This is a genomic window from Streptomyces olivaceus, from assembly GCF_000721235.1.
GTDB lineage: Bacteria > Actinomycetota > Actinomycetes > Streptomycetales > Streptomycetaceae > Streptomyces > Streptomyces olivaceus.
Window position 1 is genome coordinate 1 of the sequence record NZ_JOFH01000013.1, and the last position, 20,221, is coordinate 20,221.

20 protein-coding genes and 1 riboswitch are annotated in these 20,221 nt (G+C 72.0%); of the genes, 14 read left to right on the forward strand and 6 right to left on the reverse strand.

Annotated elements, in window-relative coordinates; genetic code table 11:
• From IG94_RS0115295 to IG94_RS38600, 5 genes are all read left to right on the forward strand, one after another.
• On the forward strand, positions 1–457 hold a 457-nt coding region (locus IG94_RS0115295; RefSeq protein ID WP_031035869.1), incomplete at its 5' end, for a flavodoxin-dependent (E)-4-hydroxy-3-methylbut-2-enyl-diphosphate synthase.
• A gap of 28 nt (positions 458–485) precedes the next feature.
• Entirely contained in the window at positions 486–2,438 is a 1,953-nt protein-coding gene (dxs, locus tag IG94_RS0115300) for a 1-deoxy-D-xylulose-5-phosphate synthase (RefSeq protein WP_031035871.1), read from the forward strand.
• Entirely contained in the window at positions 2,439–3,824 is a 1,386-nt protein-coding gene (locus tag IG94_RS0115305) for an aspartate aminotransferase family protein (protein ID WP_031035874.1), read from the forward strand.
• Between the two features lie 94 nt (positions 3,825–3,918).
• Positions 3,919–4,533: a helix-turn-helix domain-containing protein gene (locus IG94_RS0115310; RefSeq protein WP_031035876.1), complete on the forward strand. Its 615-nt coding sequence runs from the start codon at positions 3,919–3,921 to the stop codon at positions 4,531–4,533.
• A complete protein-coding gene (locus tag IG94_RS38600; protein ID WP_037770860.1) occupies positions 4,530–4,658 on the forward strand; it encodes a DUF6126 family protein in 129 nt (42 codons plus the stop codon). Before IG94_RS0115310 ends, IG94_RS38600 begins: the two co-directional genes overlap by 4 nt.
• 5 nt (positions 4,659–4,663) lie before the next feature.
• Here the strand turns inward: IG94_RS38600 and IG94_RS0115320 are convergent, their stop codons facing one another.
• Positions 4,664–5,461 carry a tyrosine-protein phosphatase gene (locus IG94_RS0115320; protein WP_031035878.1) on the reverse strand — a complete coding sequence of 266 codons (798 nt, stop codon included), beginning with the start codon at positions 5,459–5,461 and terminating at the stop codon, positions 4,664–4,666.
• Between the two features lie 425 nt (positions 5,462–5,886).
• Positions 5,887–6,047: riboswitch (cyclic di-AMP (ydaO/yuaA leader) on the forward strand.
• Between the two features lie 2 nt (positions 6,048–6,049).
• Here IG94_RS0115320 and IG94_RS0115325 point away from each other — a divergent pair.
• From IG94_RS0115325 to IG94_RS0115335, 3 genes are all read left to right on the forward strand, one after another.
• A complete protein-coding gene (locus tag IG94_RS0115325) occupies positions 6,050–7,000 on the forward strand; it encodes a M23 family metallopeptidase (RefSeq protein ID WP_031035880.1) in 951 nt (316 codons plus the stop codon).
• Positions 7,001–7,204: 204 nt separating this feature from the next.
• A complete protein-coding gene (locus IG94_RS0115330; RefSeq protein ID WP_031035882.1) occupies positions 7,205–7,990 on the forward strand; it encodes an SGNH/GDSL hydrolase family protein in 786 nt (261 codons plus the stop codon).
• 158 nt (positions 7,991–8,148) lie between these two features.
• Positions 8,149–9,342: an MBL fold metallo-hydrolase gene (locus IG94_RS0115335; RefSeq protein ID WP_031035885.1), complete on the forward strand. Its 1,194-nt coding sequence runs from the start codon at positions 8,149–8,151 to the stop codon at positions 9,340–9,342.
• A 141-nt stretch (positions 9,343–9,483) separates the two neighbouring features.
• Here IG94_RS0115335 and IG94_RS0115340 read toward each other — a convergent pair whose 3' ends face one another.
• The 3 genes from IG94_RS0115340 to IG94_RS0115350 form a co-directional block, all read right to left on the reverse strand.
• Positions 9,484–10,092: a hypothetical protein gene (locus tag IG94_RS0115340; protein WP_031035887.1), complete on the reverse strand. Its 609-nt coding sequence runs from the start codon at positions 10,090–10,092 to the stop codon at positions 9,484–9,486.
• A gap of 365 nt (positions 10,093–10,457) precedes the next feature.
• Positions 10,458–10,856, reverse strand: a complete 399-nt coding sequence (locus IG94_RS0115345) for a hypothetical protein (protein WP_052410698.1) — start codon at positions 10,854–10,856, stop codon at positions 10,458–10,460.
• A 1-nt stretch (position 10,857) separates the two neighbouring features.
• Positions 10,858–11,373 carry a nitroreductase family deazaflavin-dependent oxidoreductase gene (locus tag IG94_RS0115350; RefSeq protein WP_031035891.1) on the reverse strand — a complete coding sequence of 172 codons (516 nt, stop codon included), beginning with the start codon at positions 11,371–11,373 and terminating at the stop codon, positions 10,858–10,860.
• A 189-nt stretch (positions 11,374–11,562) separates the two neighbouring features.
• Here IG94_RS0115350 and IG94_RS0115355 point away from each other — a divergent pair, with 189 nt between their 5' ends.
• Entirely contained in the window at positions 11,563–12,096 is a 534-nt protein-coding gene (locus tag IG94_RS0115355) for a MarR family winged helix-turn-helix transcriptional regulator (RefSeq protein WP_031035893.1), read from the forward strand.
• A gap of 22 nt (positions 12,097–12,118) precedes the next feature.
• Here the strand turns inward: IG94_RS0115355 and IG94_RS0115360 are convergent, their stop codons facing one another.
• Together IG94_RS0115360 and IG94_RS0115365 are read right to left on the reverse strand one after the other, a co-directional pair.
• A complete protein-coding gene (locus IG94_RS0115360) occupies positions 12,119–13,342 on the reverse strand; it encodes a metallophosphoesterase (RefSeq protein WP_031035896.1) in 1,224 nt (407 codons plus the stop codon).
• Positions 13,343–13,544: 202 nt separating this feature from the next.
• Complete coding sequence (locus IG94_RS0115365; protein ID WP_031035899.1) at positions 13,545–14,414, reverse strand: endo alpha-1,4 polygalactosaminidase; 870 nt, start codon at positions 14,412–14,414, stop codon at positions 13,545–13,547.
• Positions 14,415–14,748: 334 nt separating this feature from the next.
• Between IG94_RS0115365 and IG94_RS0115370 the strand changes: the two genes are divergently transcribed.
• The 5 genes from IG94_RS0115370 (at position 14,749) to IG94_RS0115390 (ending at position 20,214) form a co-directional block, all read left to right on the forward strand.
• Positions 14,749–14,970 (forward strand): ferredoxin, encoded by a 222-nt coding sequence (locus tag IG94_RS0115370; RefSeq protein ID WP_031035900.1) that lies wholly within the window; start codon positions 14,749–14,751, stop codon positions 14,968–14,970.
• 123 nt (positions 14,971–15,093) lie between these two features.
• Positions 15,094–16,677, forward strand: coding sequence for an ABC transporter substrate-binding protein (locus IG94_RS0115375; RefSeq protein WP_031035902.1), 1,584 nt, complete (start codon positions 15,094–15,096; stop codon positions 16,675–16,677).
• Positions 16,674–17,627 (forward strand): ABC transporter permease, encoded by a 954-nt coding sequence (locus IG94_RS0115380; protein ID WP_031035904.1) that lies wholly within the window; start codon positions 16,674–16,676, stop codon positions 17,625–17,627. The genes IG94_RS0115375 and IG94_RS0115380 overlap by 4 nt, the downstream gene beginning before the upstream one ends.
• On the forward strand, positions 17,624–18,478 hold the full coding sequence (locus IG94_RS0115385; RefSeq protein ID WP_031035906.1) for an ABC transporter permease subunit: 855 nt from the start codon (positions 17,624–17,626) through the stop codon (positions 18,476–18,478). Before IG94_RS0115380 ends, IG94_RS0115385 begins: the two co-directional genes overlap by 4 nt.
• Positions 18,475–20,214: an ABC transporter ATP-binding protein gene (locus IG94_RS0115390; protein WP_052410699.1), complete on the forward strand. Its 1,740-nt coding sequence runs from the start codon at positions 18,475–18,477 to the stop codon at positions 20,212–20,214. The genes IG94_RS0115385 and IG94_RS0115390 overlap by 4 nt, the downstream gene beginning before the upstream one ends.
• Positions 20,215–20,221 lie beyond the last annotated feature (7 nt).

Consider the following 20,221-nt stretch of genomic DNA (forward strand, 5'->3'; position numbering starts at 1 on the left):
CGCCTTCGGCGCGCTGCTCTCCCAGGGCATCGGCGACACCATCCGCGTCTCCCTCTCCGCCCCGCCGGTCGAGGAGATCAAGGTCGGCATCCAGATCCTCCAGTCGCTCGGGTTGAGGGAACGCCGTCTGGAGATCGTCTCCTGCCCGTCCTGCGGCCGCGCCCAGGTCGACGTCTACAAGCTGGCCGAGGAGGTCACCGCCGGCCTGGAGGGCATGGAAGTACCGCTCCGCGTCGCCGTGATGGGCTGCGTCGTCAACGGCCCCGGCGAGGCGCGCGAGGCCGACCTCGGTGTCGCCTCCGGCAACGGCAAGGGGCAGATCTTCGTCAAGGGCGAGGTCGTCAAGACCGTCCCCGAGTCCAAGATCGTGGAGACCCTCATCGAGGAGGCGATGAGGATCGCCGAACAGATGGAGAAGGACGGCGCGTCGGGGGAGCCGGCCGTCACCGTGAGCTGAAGCACCACGGACCGAAGGGGGCCCGAGCGTGACGATTCTGGAGACCATCCGGGGACCACGCGACCTGAAGGCGCTGTCCGAGGCGGAACTCGGTGAACTGTCCGACGAGATAAGGGACTTCCTGGTGCACGCGGTCGCCCGCACCGGCGGTCACCTGGGACCCAACCTCGGCGTGGTGGAACTCACCGTCGCCCTGCACCGGGTCTTCGAGTCGCCGGACGACCGCATCCTGTGGGACACCGGCCACCAGAGCTACGTGCACAAACTCCTGACCGGGCGTCAGGACTTCTCGAAGCTGCGCAGCAAGGGCGGCCTGTCCGGCTATCCCTCGCGGGAGGAGTCCGAGCACGACGTCATCGAGAACAGCCACGCCTCCACCGTCCTCGGCTGGGCCGACGGCCTCGCCAAGGCCCGCCAGGTGCGGAAGGAACGCGCCCACGTCGTCGCGGTCATCGGCGACGGAGCGCTCACCGGCGGCATGGCATGGGAGGCACTGAACAACATCGCGGCGGCCAGGGACCGGCCGCTGATCATCGTCGTCAACGACAACGAACGCTCGTACGCCCCGACCATCGGCGGTCTCGCCAACCACCTCGCGACCCTGCGCACCACCGACGGCTACGAGCGGATGCTGGCCTGGGGCAAGGACGTCCTCCAGCGCACACCCGTGGTCGGCAACACCGTGTACGAGGCCCTGCACGGCGCCAAGAAGGGCTTCAAGGACGCCTTCGCCCCGCAGGGGCTCTTCGAGGACCTGGGGCTGAAGTACCTCGGCCCGATCGACGGGCACGACATCGGCGCCGTCGAGTCGGCGCTCAGACGCGCCCAACGCTTCCACGGGCCGGTGCTGGTGCACTGCCTCACGGAGAAGGGCCGCGGCTACGAACCAGCGCTGCGCGACGAGGAGGACCACTTCCACACCGTCGGCGTGATGGACCCGCTGACCTGCGAGCCGCTGAGTCCCGCGGGCGGCCCCTCCTGGACGTCCGTCTTCGGTGAGGAGATCGTCCGCATCGGCGAGGAGCGCGACGACGTGGTGGCGATCACCGCCGCGATGCTGCACCCCGTCGGTCTGGGGCCCTTCGCCGAACGGTTCCCCGACCGGGTCTGGGACGTCGGCATCGCCGAGCAGCACGCGGCCGTGTCCGCCGCCGGGCTCGCCACCGGGGGACTGCACCCGGTCGTCTCCGTCTACGCCACCTTCCTCAACCGGGCGTTCGACCAGCTCCTGATGGACGTCGCGCTGCACCGCTGCGGAGTCACCTTCGTGCTGGACCGGGCCGGCGTCACCGGTGTCGACGGGGCCTCGCACAACGGCATGTGGGACATGTCCGTCCTCCAGGTCGTCCCCGGGCTGCGCATCGCCGCCCCGCGCGACGCCGACCAGTTGCGCGCCCAGCTGCGCGAGGCCGTCGCCGTCGACGACGCGCCGACGCTGCTGCGCTTCCCGAAGGAGTCGGCCGGCCCCGCCGTACCCGCCGTGGACCGGATCGGCGGCCTGGACGTCCTGCACGCCGCCGACCGGCCGGAGGTGCTGCTCGTGGCGGTCGGCGTGATGGCGCCGGTCTGCCTCGGGGCCGCCGAGCTGCTCCAGGCCCGCGGCATCGGCTGCACCGTCGTCGACCCGCGCTGGGTCAAACCCGTCGACCCGGCGCTCGCGCCGCTCGCGGCCGGACACCGCCTGGTGGCCGTCGTGGAGGACAACAGCCGTGCCGCCGGAGTCGGTTCGGCGGTGGCGCTGGCGCTCGGCGACGCCGAGGTCGACGTACCCGTGCGCCGCTTCGGCATCCCCGAGCAGTTCCTCGCGCACGCCAAGCGCGCCGAGGTGCTCGCGGACATCGGCCTCACCCCGGTCGACGTCGCCGGCCGGATCAGCGCGAGCCTGGCCCTCGCCCAGGACGGCGGGGAACAGGCCGGGAACGGCGCCCTGTCTCAGTCCGGCGACGGACGAACCGCCATGTCAGCGCAAGGAGACAACTGAATGACCAAGGAGTTCGACCTCGCCACGCTGTTGGCCGAGCGGGGAGCCGAGCGGTACGAGTTGCACGCCAGGCACCTCAACCACCAGTTGCCGCGCATGCTGCACACCATCGGCTTCGACAAGGTCTACGAGCGGGCCGAGGGCGCGCACTTCTGGGACGCGGACGGCAACGACCACCTGGACATGCTCGCCGGGTTCGCGGTCATGGGCCTGGGCCGCCACCACCCCGTCGTCCGCAAGGCGCTGCACGACGTGCTCGACGCCTCGCTCCCGGACCTCACGCGCTTCGACTGCGCCCCGCTGCCCGGGCTGCTGGCCGAGAAGCTGCTCTCCTACAGCCCGCACCTGGACCGCGTCTTCTTCGGCAACAGCGGCACCGAGGCCGTCGAGACCGCCCTGAAGTTCGCCCGGTACGCGACCGGCAGACAGAGGATCCTGTACTGCTCGCACGCCTTCCACGGGCTGACCACCGGCTCCCTCTCGGTCAACGGCGAGGACGGGTTCCGCAAGGGCTTCGCGCCCCTGCTGCCCGACACCGCCGTGCCGCTCGGCGATCTGGACGCCCTGGCGCGGGAGCTGAAGAAGGGCGACGTGGCCGCGCTGATCGTGGAGCCGGTCCAGGGCAAGGGGGTGCACGAGGCCCCGCCGGGCTATCTGCGCGCCGCGCAGGAGCTGCTGCACCGGCACAAGGCGCTGCTGATCGCCGACGAGGTGCAGACGGGGCTCGGCCGTACTGGGAAGTTCTACGCCTACCAGCACGACGACGGCGTCGAGCCCGACCTGGTCTGCGTCGCCAAGGCGCTCTCCGGCGGGTACGTGCCGGTGGGGGCCACCCTGGGCAGGGACTGGATCTTCCAGAAGGTGTACTCCTCGATGGACCGGGTGCAGGTCCACTCGGCGAGCTTCGGGTCCAACGCGCAGGCCATGGCCGCCGGGCTCGCCGTGCTGTCGGTGATGGAGAACGAGGAGATCGTGGCGAACGCGGCCGCGGTGGGCGAGCGGCTGAAGTCCCGGCTGGCCGAGCTGGTGGACCGCTACGAGCTGCTCGCCGACGTCCGCGGCCGGGGGCTCATGATCGGCATCGAGTTCGGCCGGCCCAGGTCCCTGAAGCTGCGCAGCCGCTGGACCATGCTGCAGACCGCGCGCAAGGGTCTGTTCGCGCAGATGGTGGTCGTGCCGCTGCTGCAGCGGCACCGGATCCTGACCCAGGTGTCCGGCGACCACCTGGAGGTGATCAAGCTGATCCCGCCGCTGATCATCGACACCGGTGACGCCGACCGGTTCGTCGACGCCTTCACGGAGGTGATGGAGGACGCGCACAAGGGGGGCGGGCTCATGTGGGACTTCGGCAAGACCCTCGTCAAACAGGCGGTCGCCAACCGCTGAGCCGGGGAACGTGACCACGGCACCCGGTCTCCGCGCTCTTTGCCTCTGAGGCAAAGGATTTGCCCGTCAGGCAAACCTCGGGCTGAATGGAGGCATGAGCTCCTCCGAGACCGGTCCCGCCGAAGGGGCGGTCGCCGCCGTCGCCCCCCAGCTGCGGGAGCTGCGACGGCGGGCCGCCCTGACCCTGGAGGCCGCGGCCCGCTCCGCCGGGCTGTCGCCCGCCCACCTCTCCCGCCTGGAGACCGGGCAGCGTCAGCCCTCGCTGCCGATGCTGCTCTCCCTCGCCCGCGTCTACGGTACGACCGTCGCCGAGCTGCTCGGCGAGACGACCGCCGGCCGTGACGCCGTCATGCGCGCCGCCGACATGGAGCCCACGGCCGCCGGCGGCTGGACGTACTGGCGGGCCGGAGCCCCGGGCCGCGGCATGCAGACCCTGCGCGTCCAGGTGCCGTACGGCACCCAGGGCGACATCGTGCGGGTCCACCCCGGCGAGGAGTGGCTGTACGTCCTCAAGGGCCGCCTGCGGCTGCGCCTCGGCGACACCGAGCACCGGCTCGGTGCGGGGGACAGCGCGCACTTCGACTCCCTGACCCCGCACCGGATCGCCGCGACGGACGCCGACGGGGTCGAGCTGCTCTTCGTCCACACCCTGCTGCAGAGCCCGACGGCCGCGCCGTGCCTCGGCCCGACTCCCGGAGAGATGCCATGAGCGCCATCCAGGACAAGTTCCCCCGCGGCCTGTGGGTACGGCTGATCATCTACGTCGTCCTGGGGCACGCCTTCGCCGGCTTCCTCTACCTGCTCTTCGAGGTCGGGGCCAACTCCGCCAAGTAGCGGGCTCAGTCCAGCAGCCGCTCGCGCAGCCGCTCCCGCGTCCCGGGAGTCAGCCGCAGGCCCTTCTCCAGGTACGCGTCGACCCCGCCCCAGGTCTCGTCGACGACGTCGAAGGCCGCCGTCAGGTACTCGGCGCGCGCGTCGAACAGCGGGCTGAGCAACTCCATGACCTCGGGGGAGTAGGCCGAGGCGGCGGTGCTGCTGCGGCGCACCTTGTAGCGGCGGTGGGTGGCGTTCGACTTCAGGTAGTCCTCGACGACGGCCTCGCGCTCGACGCCCAGGGCGAGCAGGGTGACCGCGATCGACAGACCCGCGCGGTCCTTGCCGGCCGAGCAGTGCATCAGGGCGGGGACGCTGTCCTCGGCGAGCGCGTGCAGCACGCGGGAGTGCTCCGCCGTACGCTCCTTGACGATCGCCCGGTAGGAGCCGGTCATGCGGGCGGCGCCCTTGCCGTCGGCCAGGATTCCGCGCAGCTGGTCGAGGTCGCCGTCGCGGACCATCTTCCAGAACTCCGCGCCGTCGGCCGGGTCGCTCAGCGGCAGGTTCACATTGCGCACACCGGGCAGCTCGACGTCCGGGCCCTCCAGCTTCAGGTCGGCCGCGTTGCGGAAGTCGAAGACCGTGTGCAGGCCCAGGGAGGCCAGGAAGACACCGTCCTCGGCGGTCGCGTGGGCGAGGTGGCCGCTGCGGAAGAGCACGCCCTGCCGTACCCGCCGCCCGTCCTCGGTCGGCAGTCCGCCCAGGTCCCGGAGGTTGCGCACACCGGCCAGCGAGGGCTCGGTCGAGGGGACCTGCTGCGTCACGGGGGCTCCTCCCACTCCGCCCCGCCGGCGCTGGTCGCGGGCGGGCGCCACTCGACCATACGGCATCCGTCCGGCACGGCAGCCGCTCCTGGAACGGGCATTGCGCCGGGAAAAGAACCCTCTGCCCGAATTGACACTTTGAGGATAACTGGACCCCATATGGCGGGTGGTGGATCGGTGGTGCGTGAGCAGCGTCATATCAGTGACGGTGCGTCGCCCGTCATGTTCACGTAATTCAGTGGGTTCTCAAGGGAATTCGAGTGAACCGGCGTCGTCGAAATCGACGCAGGGTTACCGGTAATTCCCGTAAAGGATCAATCGGAACACCGTTGAGGCAACCTCCCGCTTGTCCCCGTGCGTCTTGGTCCCTTACGTTCACGACCGATCCGGACGGACGCCTAATCCTGCCGCCGACCGGACCCCGCACTCATCGACCACCCGTACACGGCAGGAGCGGGGGACCCACAGGTACGACTGCCTGTTCCGGTTCCCGGAACGGCTTGGGGTAAAGCCGCGTTTTCCACGCGGCCGGGCATCTCCAGCCCGCACCCGACAGCTCACCTCGCAGGCGCCGGAGAGGAATTCGCCATGCCCGCGAAGGGTAAGCACCGCCGTACCAGGGCCATGCGCCTGACCCGCACCATCGCCGTCGCCGGTACCGGTGGCGCCGCGCTCGCGCTCCCGCTGATGGGCGCCGCCGGCGCCAACGCCGCCCCCGCGCACCCGGTTTCCGAGCAGGCCGCGCAGACCGTCCCGGCGTCGGCGAAGAAGGCCGCAGCCGGTTCCGACAAGAACTCCGACGCGCGGACGTACACCGTGAAGAGCGGCGACTACCTTTCGAGGATCGCCGACGAGCAGGATGTCGACGGCGGCTGGAAGAAGCTCTACTCGGACAACCGGGAGGCCGTCGGTTCGGACCCGTCGCTGATCCACCCCGGCCTGAAGCTCTCGATCGGCGGACCGGCCGCCAAGTCGTCGGCCCCGTCCTCCGCGGACTCGCAGAAGCCGGCCGAGAAGCCGGCGAAGAAGCCCGCCGAGAAGTCCGCTGACGAGTCGGTCGAGAAGCCCGCCGAGAAGTCGTCGGCGCAGAAGTCCACGGAGGCGGAGAACACCTCCTCCTCCGGCACCACCAGCGGCTTCACCTCGCCCGTCGCGGGCGGCACCGTGGGCACCCCGTACCACCAGTCCGGCAGCATGTGGTCCAGCGGCTACCACACCGGCACGGACTTCGTCGTCCCGACCGGCACCTCGCTCAAGGCGGTCGGCGCGGGCACCGTCGTCTCCGCCGGCTGGGGCGGTGCCTACGGCAACCAGGTCGTCATCCAGCTCGCCGACGGCCACTACGCCCAGTACGCCCACCTCTCCTCGCTCTCCGTCTCGGCCGGACAGTCGGTGACGGCGGGCCAGCAGGTCGGCCTCTCGGGTGCCACCGGCAACGTGACCGGCCCGCACCTGCACTTCGAGATCCGCACCACGCCGGACTACGGCTCGGACGTCGACCCGCTCGCGTACCTGCGCTCGCACGGCGTCTCCGTCTGACGGAGCTCCGTACCAAGCCTCCGCGCCACCGAAGGCCGGACCCCGATCCCCGGGTCCGGCCTTCGGTGTATTCCGGAATTGACGAACAATTTAGGCGTGGCTTTTCTCACCGCACGTCAACCCCTTCCTACGGTCGCGTAGGTCACAATCCAGGGTGAATCATGGGCCGATGTGGCAGACGATGCGAAGCGTGACAGCAGAACAGTGATCGGGTCGTACGTGGCGGTGGGGGACAGCTTCACCGAAGGCGTCGGCGACTCCGGACCCGACGGCTCGTTCGTCGGCTGGGCCGACCGACTCGCCGTACTGCTCGCGGACCGGCGCCCGGAGGGCGACTTCACCTACACCAACCTCGCCGTGCGCGGCAGGCTGCTCGACCAGATCGTGTCGGAACAGGTTCCGCGGGTCGCCGACCTCGCACCCGACCTGGTCTCCTTCGCGGCGGGCGGAAACGACATCCTGCGGCCTGGCACGGACCCCGACGAGGTGGCCCAGCGGTTCGAACTGGCGGTGGCCGCGCTGACGGCCGCGGCCGGCACCGTGCTGGTGACGACCGGGTTCGACACCCGCGGGGTGCCCGTCCTCAAGCATCTGCGCGGCAAGATCGCCACGTACAACGGACATGTCCGGGCCGTCGCCGACCGGTACGGCTGCCCGGTGCTCGACCTCTGGTCGCTGCGGAGCGTGCAGGACCGCAGGGCGTGGGACGCCGACCGGCTGCACCTGTCGCCGGAGGGCCACACGCGAGTGGCCCTGCGCGCCGGACAGGCCCTCGGCCTGCCCGTCCCGGCCGACCCGGACCAGCCCTGGCCGCCCCTGCCGCATCGCGGCACGCTGAACGTCCGGCGCGACGACGTGCACTGGGCGCGCGAGTACCTGGTGCCGTGGATCGGACGCAGGCTGCGCGGCGAGTCGTCGGGCGACCACGTGACGGCCAAGGGAACGCTGTCGCCGGGCGACATCAAGCTGCGCATCGACGCGGTCGCCTGAGCCCCTGGGGGCACCGCCGGAACGCTTTTCCGGTTGTGGCCGTTTCCGGGGAACCAGGAGCGGACACCGGTCGTTCGAGCTGACGTCGGACCGGCCGGGCATGGCGTCGGGCCGGACACCCACAGTTGAGAACCTGATCTACTCCACCTGGAGGTACCGTGGCCGGTTTCCGTTCCCCGAGTGCCGGGTTTCGCGTCCCGCTGCCCGCGGCTTTCGGCGCGGACCCGAGCGGAGAGCGCATGGCGCGCATCCGCAGATCGCCGCACTTCCGCGACGGGGTCTTCCAGAACCCGGGGGGTACCGCACGGACCCGGCCCTCGGGCTCGGCCGCGGAACTCGCCAAGACCTACATCGACAAGGACACGCGGCAGCTTCGGGCCCCCCACGGCCGCATCCCGGTCCACGCCACCACGCTCGCCGACCTCGCCCGGCCGCCCGCCTCCGGACTCCGGCTGACCTGGATGGGGCACTCCAGCGTGCTCGCCGAGATCGACGGGCAGCGGGTGCTCTTCGACCCCGTGTGGGGCGCGCGCTGCTCCCCGGTCCCCTTCGCCGGGCCCAAGCGGCTGCACCCGGTCCCGCTGTCCCTGGCGGCCCTGGGCCGGGTCGACGTGGTCGTCATCTCCCACGACCACTACGACCACCTGGACCTGCCCACGATCAAGGCCCTGGCCGGCACGGACACCCTGTTCGCCGTGCCGCTCGGCGTCGGCGCCCACCTCGAACACTGGGGAGTGTCCCCCGACCGCCTGCGCGAACTGGACTGGCACGAGGAGACGCGGGTGGGCGGCGTCACCCTGACCGCCACCCCGGCCCGGCACTTCTGCGGGCGCGGGCTCCGCAACACCCAGCACACCCTCTGGGCCTCCTGGGTCGTCGCCGGTGACGAGCACCGCGTCTACCACAGCGGAGACACGGGCTACTTCGAGGGCTTCCGCGACATCGGCGCCGCCCACGGTCCGTTCGACGCCACGATGATCCAGCTCGGCGCGTACTCCGAGTTCTGGCCGGACATCCACATGACCCCGGCCGAGGCGGTACGGGCCCACCTGGACCTCCAGGGCGGCGAGCCGCGGGGCGCCCTGCTCCCCATCCACTGGGGCACCTTCAACCTGGCCCCGCACGCGTGGGCGGAGCCGGCGGAGTGGACGAAGGACGCGGCCGACGAGGCGGGCCAGGCGGTGGCGTTCCCGCGGCCGGGAGAGCCGTTCGAGCCGACCGGGAAGCTGCCGGTGGAGGCGTGGTGGCGGATGGTGTCGGGCCCGATCGCGCACCCGTGGCGTCGCCCCCGGATCACCGAGGGCACGGCCGGCGCGAGCAAGGGGGACCTGGACCTCGCCGGCGAACGGTGACGTCGGTCGGCGCCGGGCCACTGCACACTGAACGGTGCGAAGAAGGTCGTTCCCGTCGTCCCCGGTCGTCGCCGCGACGCGACCGACCGGGGACGACGTACACGTTCTCGGCCCTCCCTCGGGCCGAGAAGTGACGTCGACTCAGATGGTCGGGGTGTCGTCGACAGCCGGCTTGTGGAGCTCGATGACCGGCTTCCACCCCGCGGAGAACTCGATGAAGTCCGCACGGGTGGGGTAGGTGTCGATCGCGCGACGGTCGCGCTTGGGGCTGTCGGTCCCCTTGCGTCCCCGGGGAATCTGCTCCTCGTAGACGTCGACCTTCACGTCGGGAACCTCCTTGAGGCCCTGGCGCCAGATCTGCACGATGTCGGCGCCGAACGCCTGCCGGGCCGCGGCGTAGAGGGCCGTGAGGGACCCCTTGTCCCCACCGGGAACGAAAAGCGCCAGGTCCAGGACGACACCGGCGGACTGGAGGACCTCGATGGTCACCGGACCATTCTCGTCGGCCACGTGGATCCCGGCTTCGTTCTCGTCGTCGGGAAGGCAGGAGACTTCTTCCTGGAATACGGTACGTGCCGTGATCGAGCCGCCCTCGAAATCCCCACCGGACTTGGTCAGAAAAGCAGGGACGTAACAGTCGGGAAGTTTGAGTTCTGCCGTGCCGGCGGAAACGAAGATCTTGTCCTTCACACCGAGCTTCGCCACCTCTTCCAGTGAGAGGCGGCGAGCGGCGATCTTCTCCGTGTTCACGATTTCCCTTTCAGGTTGCGCTGTCCCTTTGAACGAGGACGCTATCACGAAAACCTGAGGTCAACTGCCCAGTAATGTATGGGTAAATGGGCGCTGCTCGGGCCGGAACGCGCATCCGTCGGACAGTATCCCTCGGCACGGTGTTGGGGATCAACTGGCGGTTTTATTCGGGGCGTTGAGCAACACGGAGGAGCTAAAGGCTGGTTTGCGGTAGATATCGCCCATACTCCCTTCGAGGGGGCGGTGAGGCAGAGCCAATCATCCGTCACGCATCTCGCGGAGTGCACACGCTGATGCCCCGGAAAGCGAATATCCGCACGGCCGACGAGTCATGCGGATGCCAGGGCCGGTGGACCGTGCCCGGGTCACATCGCGTCGGCGCCGGGGCTCTCTTCGGCCTCGCTGGTGACCGATGCGGTCTCGCCGGTGACCGGCGCCCACGGTGCTCGGGGTCGGGGGAGTTCGGGCGGGGCGTCGGGGAGGCAGGAGAAGAGCGTCAGCAGGAGTACGAGGGTGGCGGCCGCGGCAATGACGCGCCCCGTACGGCGCATTTTGCCGTGGGTGTCGAGTTGACGCCAAGGCGGCTCGGCCGACGTGTCGTTCTGCCAGAGTTCGCCCACGGGCCGCTCTCCTGCGTGCGTCTCCTCAAGAGGCCGGGCGGTCCGCTCCCGGGCCGTCGGCTCCACGGGGGCGGTTGCCCGGATGGCTTCCTCGCTGTCCGTGAGGAACTTCTGCCATTCGACGGCGGGGATGGGGTCGTGCACGTCAGCGCTCCCGCGTCTGGTCCGGGGTGTGGGCGGATTCGAGGCGTACGAAGGGGATCGCCCGACCGGCGTGACGCAGCGCCGACGGGCTGCCGTCGGCGGGCAGGCGCATGAATCCGCACAGCCGCCGCGCCGTGCGTGGGTGGCGCGCCCCGTATCGCTCCATGATCGCGGCACCGTCCTCAGGGGTGAGGAAGTGGCTGGTGACGGCGTGGTGCCGGTTGCCGAACTGGAGGACCGTCTTCGGCTGCGCGCGGAGGTTGCGGTACCAGTCGGCGCCCGGGCCGAAGCCGGAGGCGACGGTCCAGGTGCGGGTGTCCGGTTCGTAGGCCACGACTTCGAGCACCACGCGGCGGTCCAGCCCGGAGAGCCGCCCGGTGTGGTGGAGGAGCAGGAGGCGCCTGCCGAGGAGCGGTCCGAGACCGGCACGGAACAGCGCGATGGGCGTTCGGGCCACTGTGCGGCGCCATCCTGTGGGCACAGGGGGCCGAGAGGGTTGCGTGTTCTCTTTCGGCATGGCCCCTCCCGGGCGTGGACGGACGTCTGCTCCGGCGTGGCGGGCCGGGTCGGTCCCGGACTGACTGATTGAACTGTCGAAGTTTTGCATAGTCTAAAGATCCATCCGGCGGCGCAGAAGCTCCGAGTCCGAGCCGTTGTCGCTCCGTGACCGCGGTGAAGTCGTGCGCCGGCGCGGTAGAAAGAGGGCATGACCGAGCATGAGCGCCCCGTGGATGCCGCAGACGATGTGGATGTCGTTACCCGAGAGGTACTGACCGCATCGCGGCTGCTGGTCGCGGTGTCCGCCCGTTCCCTGGCCGCGGTCGAGGAGCGGGTGACGCTGCCGCAGTTCCGCATGCTGGTGGTGCTCACGAGAGGGGTCACCAAGTTGGTCACGCTCGCCGAACAGCTTCAGGTCGCGCCCTCCACGGCGATGCGGATGGTCGATCGCCTGATCGCGGCGGGCCTTGCCGCCCGGCAGCCCAATCCCCGCAACCGCCGGGAAACGCTCCTGCAGTTGACGGAGGAAGGGCGCCGCACTGTAGAGCACGTCACGGCCCGCAGACGCTCCGAGATCGCCGGGATCGTGGAAGTGCTCACCCCCGCGCAGCGGTTGACGCTCATCGAGGCCCTTGCCGCCTTCAACCGGGCCGGAGCCGAACCTCTGGCTCCCGCGTCGGATGTCGCCGAGTCACATCCGCTGGGGTGGTCCGTGGACCTTCCGGCGGCGCACGATGTGTGACCCCGGCGGCCCGTGCGGTGCGCTACCGGGAGGCGGGCGGGTGCGGGGAGCGCAGGGTGAGCAGGGTGATCTCGCTGGGGGCGAAGACGCGGAACGGCGGGCCCCAGAATCCGGTGCCCCGGCTGGTGTAGAGGAGGGTGCGGTCGCCGTGGTGGGTGAGGCCGGCCAGCGCGGGCTGGTCGACGCGGACCAGGTGGTGGAACGGCCAGATCTGGCCGCCGTGGGTGTGGCCGGAGAGCTGGAGGTCGACGCCCGCCGCTGCCGCCCGGTCGACGAACTTGGGCTGATGTGCCAGGAGCAGGACGGGCAGGTCTGGATCGGTGCCGTTCAGCGCCCCGGCGAGGTGGGCGCGGTGGCCCGCGAGCCCGGAGGACTCGGCCGTGACGTCGTCCACGCCGGCGACCACGAGGGTGTCGCCGCCGCGCTCCAGCAGCACATGGCGGTTGCGCAGCGGCTCCCAGCCCAGTTCGTCCATCAGGTCGACCCAGCCCTGGGCCTCGCTGTAGTACTCGTGGTTGCCCGTGACGTACACACGGGCGCGGGTGGCCCGTACGGTGCCGAGCGGGACGGCCTGGGCGCGGCGGCGTTCGGCCGTGCCGTCGGCGATGTCACCGGTGTGGCAGACGAGGTCGGCCTCCAGGCTGTTGACGGTCTCGCACACCCTCTCCGACCAGCGGGCGCGGTCGAGCGGGCCGTAGTGGGTGTCGGTGACCAGGACGACGCGGGTGCCGTCCAACCCGGCGCCCAGCCGGGGGAGTTGCACGTCGAGCCGTCGCACGCGCGGAACGCGGCGGGCTTCGGCGTATCCCCAGGCGAGTAGCATCGCGGTGGTGCCGAGAACGGCCCAGGCGACGATGCGGGCGCGGTCCTGGCTCTCCTCGACGCCGGCCAGGACCAGGGCGAACCGCAACAGGACGCCGAGCAGTACGGACCAGGTGAACAGGATCCAACTGGCGCCCAGCAGCGTGTCGCCGACGATCGCCGCGCGGTCCTGCTGGCGCCGCCCGTGGCCGCGCACCAGCGCGAGCGGCATCCCGACGAGGCCGAGGGCGAACAGGGCGGTGCCGGTCAGCGTGACGGGCAACGGCCAGTGCTGACCGCCGTGCAGCAGTACCCAGCAGGGCACGGCCCACAGAAGGACGGGTGCGATCAGGGGGAGGTAGCGCATCAGGCGGTGCAGACGGCTCTCCTGCGGTTCCCGCGCTTCACCCCCGGCGAACGACCGGGTGTCACTGGTGTCGGTCACGCTTTCCCTCCCCGGCCGGGCTGTTACGCACCCAGGGTAAAGCCGGCGCGGCCCAGCCGTGCGGCAGGGGCCGGATCGAGGCGGGGGCGCGGTCTCGGACGTGGGCGGTGGGACGACGGGCTCCGCCCGTGCCCGCCGAGCCCGGCCCCCGAAGGGGCGAGCCGGTCGGTACGCGCGGGCGGCGCCCGTCGGTCACCTGGCCCTACTTGAGGTCGGCGCAGGTCTTGCGGAGGTACTCGGTGGGGTTGCCGTCGTCGTCCTCGCCCGTCTCACCCGGGGCCAGGACGTCCCGGTCGCGCTGCACCACGCTCACGCGGTCGGCGTAGGCACAGGCGTTGGCCATGCCTGCCTCGCTGTACTCGATCATGATGACGTCGTTGCCGAAGGCGTCGACGTAGTCCTCGCACTCGTTCCACTCCGGGTCGCCGCACTCCTCCGCGACCGCGAAGTCGAGGCCGTTCGCCTCGTGGTTCCCGGCGAGTTCCACAGTGTTCTTCTGGCCGACGGCCAGGCCCTTGTCGTGGCCGTGCGCGGAGAGGACGCGGATGTAGGCCTGGGCGTCGTCCGCGGTGATCCTGCCTTCCACGACGTCCCGGTCGAACGTGTCGTAGTTGTCCAGCTCCAGGGCGTCGAACCCCTTGTCGGCGCAGGTGTCGATCTGCTTGTTGATCTTCTTCGCGATGTCCCCGCGCTTGGTGTCGGTGGTGATGTCGAGGATCGCCTCGTTCCAGTCCTCGTCGATGACCACGTCACCGTTGCCGTTCTTCAGCAGCAGGTTCTGGTCCCAGTCGTCGGGGCCGTCCTCCTCCCCGACCTCCTGGGTCTGGAAGGCGTTGACGTAGCAGATGTTGTACAGCCCCTGCGCCGGCGACTCCTTCCAGTCGCGGCTGACCACCGTGACGCCCTCGGGCGGGTCGTAGGGCGTGTTGATCTGGTAGTCGAAGTCGGCGTTCGCCGGGGGCGGCGTCGGCTCGGCGGCCTCGGCCGAGGGGACGAAGAAGGCCGCTCCGCACGCCGTGGCGGCGCACGCGGCCAGGATCGTCCGGGATCGGGCTGTTGCCAGAAGACTCATGGAGAAGCTCCGTGGTGCGGGGGTACGGCCCCGCCTCGGTTGCCTGAGGGCGACCTGGCGACTCGGTCCGGACTTGCGGCGGCGACGGCCGCCCACCGGCTGGGCGTACCTCTGTTGCCGGAGTGCTCCGACTCCGGCGTCACAGGAGTAAAGCGGGAGCCCTCTGTGAGCGTCAAGCGGAGCCGCGCGCTGATCAGTTCACGTGATTCTTCGCACTTCACAGAGGGGCGTGCCGGCTCTGACGGGGCGACTCTATTGAAGATGGAAGTCATTATCGATTAGTGTTCGAGTGTCGTATCGACCGTCGGGTGTGCGACGGCAGGGGAGGGGTCTCATGACCGTGGCAGGCCGGACCTCCGGGCTCGGGGAGATCAGTGCGGAGCGCGAGCGGTGCGTGGGGGCGGGGCAGTGCGTGCTCGCCGCGCCCGCCGTCTTCGACCAGGACGAGACGGACGGGCTCGTGCGCGTCCTCGACGAGGATCCGCCGGCGTCCGGGGCGGACGCCGTGCGCGAGGCCGTGTGGGCCTGCCCGTCCGGCGCCCTGACCCTGCGGTAGCTGTCCGGCGCTCCGACCCTGCGGCAGCTCCGTCGTGGGACTGCCCCGGCCCGCGTTCCGTCCCCGGTGCCCGGATGCCGGGCGGCACCCGTTTCACCTCAGCACCATGTCTCAAGGAGAAGCATGTCCAGACAGTTCGACCGCCGTGCCTTCCTCCGCCGCGGTGCGGCGGGCGCCGCGGCTCTGGCGGTGGGGCCCGGCCTGCTGGCGGCGTGCTCCACCGACGCCCCCGGCGCCGACCGCGAGGGGGCCGGTTCCTCGCCCCGTTCCGGCGGCACCCTGCGCGCGGCGTTCGTCGGGGGCGGCGCCTCCGAGACGCTGGACTTCTTCAACGGGCCGTCGGCACTGGACCTGGTGCGCGCCCGGGCCTGGCACGGCACCCTGGGCAACCTCGACCCCGAAGGACCCGACGGGGTGCGCTACGGAGTGCTCAAGGGGATCGACGTCTCCGACGACCTGTCGGCCTACACGCTGCACGTGCGGCCCGGCGTCCGCTTCACCGACGGCTCCGAGCTGACCTCCGCCGACATCCTGCACTCCCTCAGCGTCCTCGCGGGCAGGAGCACGCTGCCCGTGTACCGGCTCGCCGCCGCCAACTTCGACCTCGCGAGCGCCAAGGCCGACGGCGACCTGAAGGTCGTACTGCCCACCCTGCGGCCCATCGCGGACGGCCGCATGATCCTCTGCCAGGGCAACTTCCTCGTCGTCAAGGACGGCACCAGGGCGTTCCGCAAGGGCATGCCCAGTTGCGGGCCCTTCCGGCTCACCGAGTTCACGGCCGGGCAGGGTTCGGCGTTCGAGCGCTACGACGACCACTACGGCCACGTACCCCTCCTGGACGGCCTGGAGCTGCGGTCGATCGCGGACTCGACTGCCAGGGCCGGGGCGCTCACCGGCGGAGAGGTCGACTTCGCGCACGACCTCTCACCCGTCACCGCGCGCACCCTCACGGGCGACGCGAAGGTGCGGCTCGTCCCGACGGGGAGCCCGTACCTGGTGGGGCTGTCCTTCCAGATGAACATGGCCGTCGAGCCATTCGACGACCCCCGGGTGCGGGAGGCGTTCAAGCTCGCGGTCGACCGGGAGACCATGGTGAAGACGGTGTTCTACGGGAACGCCGAGACCGGCAACGACCTGCCCGCCATGGGCTTCCCCGACTACGCCGGGAGCCTGCCCCGGCGGACCCACGACCCCGAGCGGGCCCGGAAGCTCCTCAAGGAGGCCGGGGCCGACGGGACGGAGGTCCGGCTGACGACCGGCCCGGAGACGCCGGGCATGGTGGAGATGGCCACCCTCTTCGTCGAGGACCTGAAGAAGGTAGGTGTCAAGGCGTCGGTCCGCGAACTGCCCGCCGGGCAGCTCTACGCCGACTTCGCCGCCTACGCGGCGCTGCCGCTGGCCGGCTCGTACCAGATGCCGATCCCGGCGCTGTCGACGTACCAGATGAGCACGGCGGGCGGTTCGCCGTCGGCCTTCGGCTGGAAGGACGCCGAGACCGACGCCCTCGTGGCGAAGGCCCGCGCCGCGAGCGACCCGGCCGAGGCGAAGGAACTGGGCACGCTGGCGCAGCGCACCCGCTGGGAGAAGGGCAACCAGGTACTGCCGGTCTTCAAACCCAACCTGAACGCCCAGGCCGAAGGGGTCGCCGGGATACGCGAGGACCTCTTCGAGCAGTTCCCCGGCTTCTCGCAGGCGTCCCTGGCGTGAACCTCCTCGCGTTCGCGGGCCGGCGCCTGGCCGGGGCGGCCGTCCTGCTGGTGCTGCTGTCGGCCGCCGTCTTCGCGGTCACGGCCGTACTCCCGGGAGACGCCGTCAGCGCGGTCGCCGGTGTGGACGCCTCCGCGGCCCAGCGCGCCGACGTCCGCGCCGGACTCGGTCTGGACCGGCCCGCCGCCGAGCGGTACGCGGCCTGGGCGGCCGACGCGGTCCGGGGCGACCTGGGCCACGGGTTCGTGGGGGAGCGGCCGGTCACCGACATCCTCGCCACCCGCCTGCCCAACAGCCTGCTGCTCGCCGGACTGACCCTCGCCGTCACCGCACCCCTCGCCACGCTGCTCGGCCTGTGGACGGGGCTGCGCGGCGGCGGCACCGCCGACCGGGTGGTGTCGACCGGTGCGCAAGTACTGGCGGCGATACCGGAGTTCGTGGTCGCCGCGCTGCTGGTCGCGGTACTGGCGGTGTGGGCGGGGGTCCTCCCGCGCGTCTCCGTCGTCCCCCTGGGCGGCACCCCGCTCGACGCGCCCCGCGCCCTGGTCCTGCCCGTCCTGACGCTCAGCGCGGTCGGCCTCGCCGTCGCCACCAGGCTGCTGCGCGTCTCCGTCGCCGACGCGGCGGCGACACCGTACTGCGAGGCGGCCCGGCTGGGCGGCGTACGCGGGATCCGGCTCGCGGTGCGCCACGTCCTGCCCAACGCCGCGGGCCCCGCCGTGCAGGCGCTCACCCTCACCACGGGGGCGCTGGTCGGCTCCGCGGTGGTCGTGGAGAACGTCTTCGACTACCCCGGCATCGGCCGGGAACTGCAACTGGCCGTCGCCGCACGGGACGTGCCGATGGTGCAGGGCATCGCCACCGCACTCGTCGCGGTGATGCTGCTGGTGCTCCTGCTCGGCGACGTCTGCGCGCGGCTGATCGGCGCACGGGAGGGGCACGGCCGATGACCACCGCCCTCACACCCCGGCGACGTCCCGGTACGCCCGCGCGCCGCTCGGCACGCCGCCGCCCGCCCCTGCTCCTCGGCGCGGCCACGCTCCTCGTCGTCCTGCTCGCGCTGCTGGGGCCGCTCGTCCCGCCGCACAGCCCCACCGCACAGCTCGCGGCCCCCTTCCAGCGGCCGGACGGGGCGTTCCCGCTCGGCACCGACGTCCTCGGCAGGGACGTGGCGAGCCGGGTGCTCGGCGGCGGCCGGACCATCGTGCTCACCGCGCTCGCCGGAACGGCGGCCGCCGGCGCGGTCGGGATGGCCGCCGGTGTCCTGGCGGCCATGGTGTCGCGCCGTCTGGGCGACCTGCTGGTCCGCTGCGTCGACGCCCTCGCCGTCCTCCCGCCGCTGCTCGTCGTGCTCGTCCTGGCCGCGGGGTTCCCCGGCAGCGGCGCCGCCGTCGTGGCGGCCGTGGCCCTGGCCACCGCCCCCTTCTCCACCCGGGTGCTGCGCGCGGCGGCGGACACCGTCCTGGCCAGCGGGTACGTCGAGGCGGCCAGGGCGAGAGGCGACACCCGGCGGGCGGTACTGCGCCACGACGTGCTGCCGAACATCGCCGGACCCGCCCTGGTGGACACCGCGCTGCGGCTGGTCGCCTCCCTCCATCTCACCGCCACCGCGGGTTTCCTCGGTCTCGGACCGGGTGGCGCGGCGCCGGACTGGGGGCGCATGGTGAGTGAGAACGCGCCCGGCGCGACACTGGCCGCCGCGCCGTTCCTCGCTCCGGCCCTGCTGCTGGTGCTGCTGTCCGTGTGCGTAGGTCTGCTCGCCGGGCGGCTGGCGGACACCGTGGGGCGGGGTGCCGCATGACCGACGACACGTGTCGAGGCGTGTCCGGGGCCGACCCGTTCGTCGAGATCGCCGGGCTGACCCTCGGTCCGGTGGCCGGCGGGCCTCCCGTCCTGGACGACGCGGCGCTGAAGGTGCGGCTCGGGCAGGTGGTGGGAGTCCTGGGCAGGTCCGGGTCCGGCAAGAGCAGTCTCGCGCACAGCCTGCTCGGGCACGTGCGTCCGGGCCTGGAGGTCCGCGGCGGCACCGTCCGGGTGGCCGGCCTCGATCCGTTCGAGCGCGCGGGTGCCCGTCGGCTGCGGGGGCGGGTGGTGTCGTTCCTGGGCCAGGACCCCGCCTCGTCGCTCAATCCGGCGCTCCGGATCGGCACGCAGCTCGCCGAGGCGGTGCGCCTGCGCACGTCCGTGCGGCGTGCGGACGAAGTCCGGGCGCGGGTCGAGGAGTTGTTGCTGTCCGTGCGGCTGCCGGCCGACCGGGCGTTCCGGCGGCGGCTGCCGCGGCAGCTCTCGGGCGGGCAGGCCCAACGCGTCGCTCTGGCCCTCGCGTTGGCGGGTACGCCGAGCCTGCTGGTCCTGGACGAGCCCACCAGCAGCCTGGACACGGTGCTGGCGGCCGGGATGCGGACGCTGCTGGGCGAGGTCCTGGCCGACGGCGACCGGTCCGCGCTGCTGGTCAGCCACGATCCGGCGTGGCTCGCGTCGGTGGCGGACGACGTGATCCTTCTGGACGCGGGCCGGGTGGCCGGCGGCGGCGTGCCGACGGAGCGGGCACCGGGTCCGGCACCCGCACCGGGGCCGGGGCTGGCACCGGCGCTGCCGCGGGGTGTTGCCTCTGCCGCCCGGGAGTTGTCCGCGGAGGTGGCGGCTTCCGGCGGCGAGCCGTCCGTGGAGGTGGCGGGCTCCGGTGGGGAGTCGCCCGCGAGGCGGGCGAGTGTCCGTGTGGAGCCGCCCGGCGGGGAGCCGCCCGCGAGGGGGCCGGGTGTCCGCGCGGAGCCGTCCGCCGGGGAGTTGGCCGTCCGTGGGCTGGACGCCGCGCACGGCCGGGTCCGTGTGCTGCGTGACGTCTCCCTCACCGTCCGGGCGGGCTGCTGCACCGCCGTGGTGGGCCCCTCGGGGTCCGGCAAGACGACCCTGGCCCGCTGCCTGGCCGGGCTCCACCGCCCCGCACGAGGCGGCGTCGAGTGGCGGGAGCACGGCGACGGCGCGCAGGACGCGGGCGGTGCCCCGGTGCAGCTTGTCGCGCAGGACGCGCGCGGTGCCCTCAACCCCCGGGAGTCCGTGCGCACCGCACTCCTGCGGCCCCTCACGGGCGTCGGACGCCGTCCGGCCCGGGACGCCGGGCACGAGGCCGTACGGCTGCTCGGGCTGGTCGGCCTGGACACCGGCGTACTGGCCCGCAGGCCCGGCGAGTTGTCCGGAGGCCAGCGCCAACGCGTGGCGCTGGCCCGGACCCTGGCCGCCCGGCCACGGGTCCTGGTCTGCGACGAGATCACCTCGGCGCTGGACCGGGAGACGGCCGGCGAGATCCTCGCGCTCCTCGGCTCGTTGCGGCGGACGCTGGGACTGACCGTCGTGATGGTGACGCACGACCTGGCGGCCGCCGCCCGGCACGCGGAACGGGTCGTCGTCCTGGACGCGGGACGGGTGGCGGAGGCGGGGCCGGTCGACCGGGTGCTGGTGAACCCCGAGCACCCCGTCACCCGGGAACTGCTCGCCTTCGCCGTCCGCCCCGGGCCCTCGGTTCCGGAGCGGCGGTGAGCGTCCG

Bases quoted from the DNA above. Each gene is read 5' to 3' on its own strand.
- IG94_RS38600 (WP_037770860.1), top strand. From the start codon at position 4,530: ATGAGCGCCATCCAGGACAAGTTCCCCCGCGGCCTGTGGGTACGGCTG.
- IG94_RS0115385 (WP_031035906.1), top strand. From the start codon at position 17,624: ATGACCACCGCCCTCACACCCCGGCGACGTCCCGGTACGCCCGCGCGC.
- IG94_RS0115390 (WP_052410699.1), top strand. From the start codon at position 18,475: ATGACCGACGACACGTGTCGAGGCGTGTCCGGGGCCGACCCGTTCGTC.
- IG94_RS0115305 (WP_031035874.1), top strand. From the start codon at position 2,439: ATGACCAAGGAGTTCGACCTCGCCACGCTGTTGGCCGAGCGGGGAGCC.
- IG94_RS0115310 (WP_031035876.1), top strand. From the start codon at position 3,919: ATGAGCTCCTCCGAGACCGGTCCCGCCGAAGGGGCGGTCGCCGCCGTC.
- IG94_RS0115350 (WP_031035891.1), bottom strand. From the start codon at position 11,373: ATGCCGAAAGAGAACACGCAACCCTCTCGGCCCCCTGTGCCCACAGGA.
- IG94_RS0115375 (WP_031035902.1), top strand. From the start codon at position 15,094: ATGTCCAGACAGTTCGACCGCCGTGCCTTCCTCCGCCGCGGTGCGGCG.
- IG94_RS0115370 (WP_031035900.1), top strand. From the start codon at position 14,749: ATGACCGTGGCAGGCCGGACCTCCGGGCTCGGGGAGATCAGTGCGGAG.
- IG94_RS0115365 (WP_031035899.1), bottom strand. From the start codon at position 14,414: ATGAGTCTTCTGGCAACAGCCCGATCCCGGACGATCCTGGCCGCGTGC.
- IG94_RS0115325 (WP_031035880.1), top strand. From the start codon at position 6,050: ATGCCCGCGAAGGGTAAGCACCGCCGTACCAGGGCCATGCGCCTGACC.
- IG94_RS0115355 (WP_031035893.1), top strand. From the start codon at position 11,563: ATGACCGAGCATGAGCGCCCCGTGGATGCCGCAGACGATGTGGATGTC.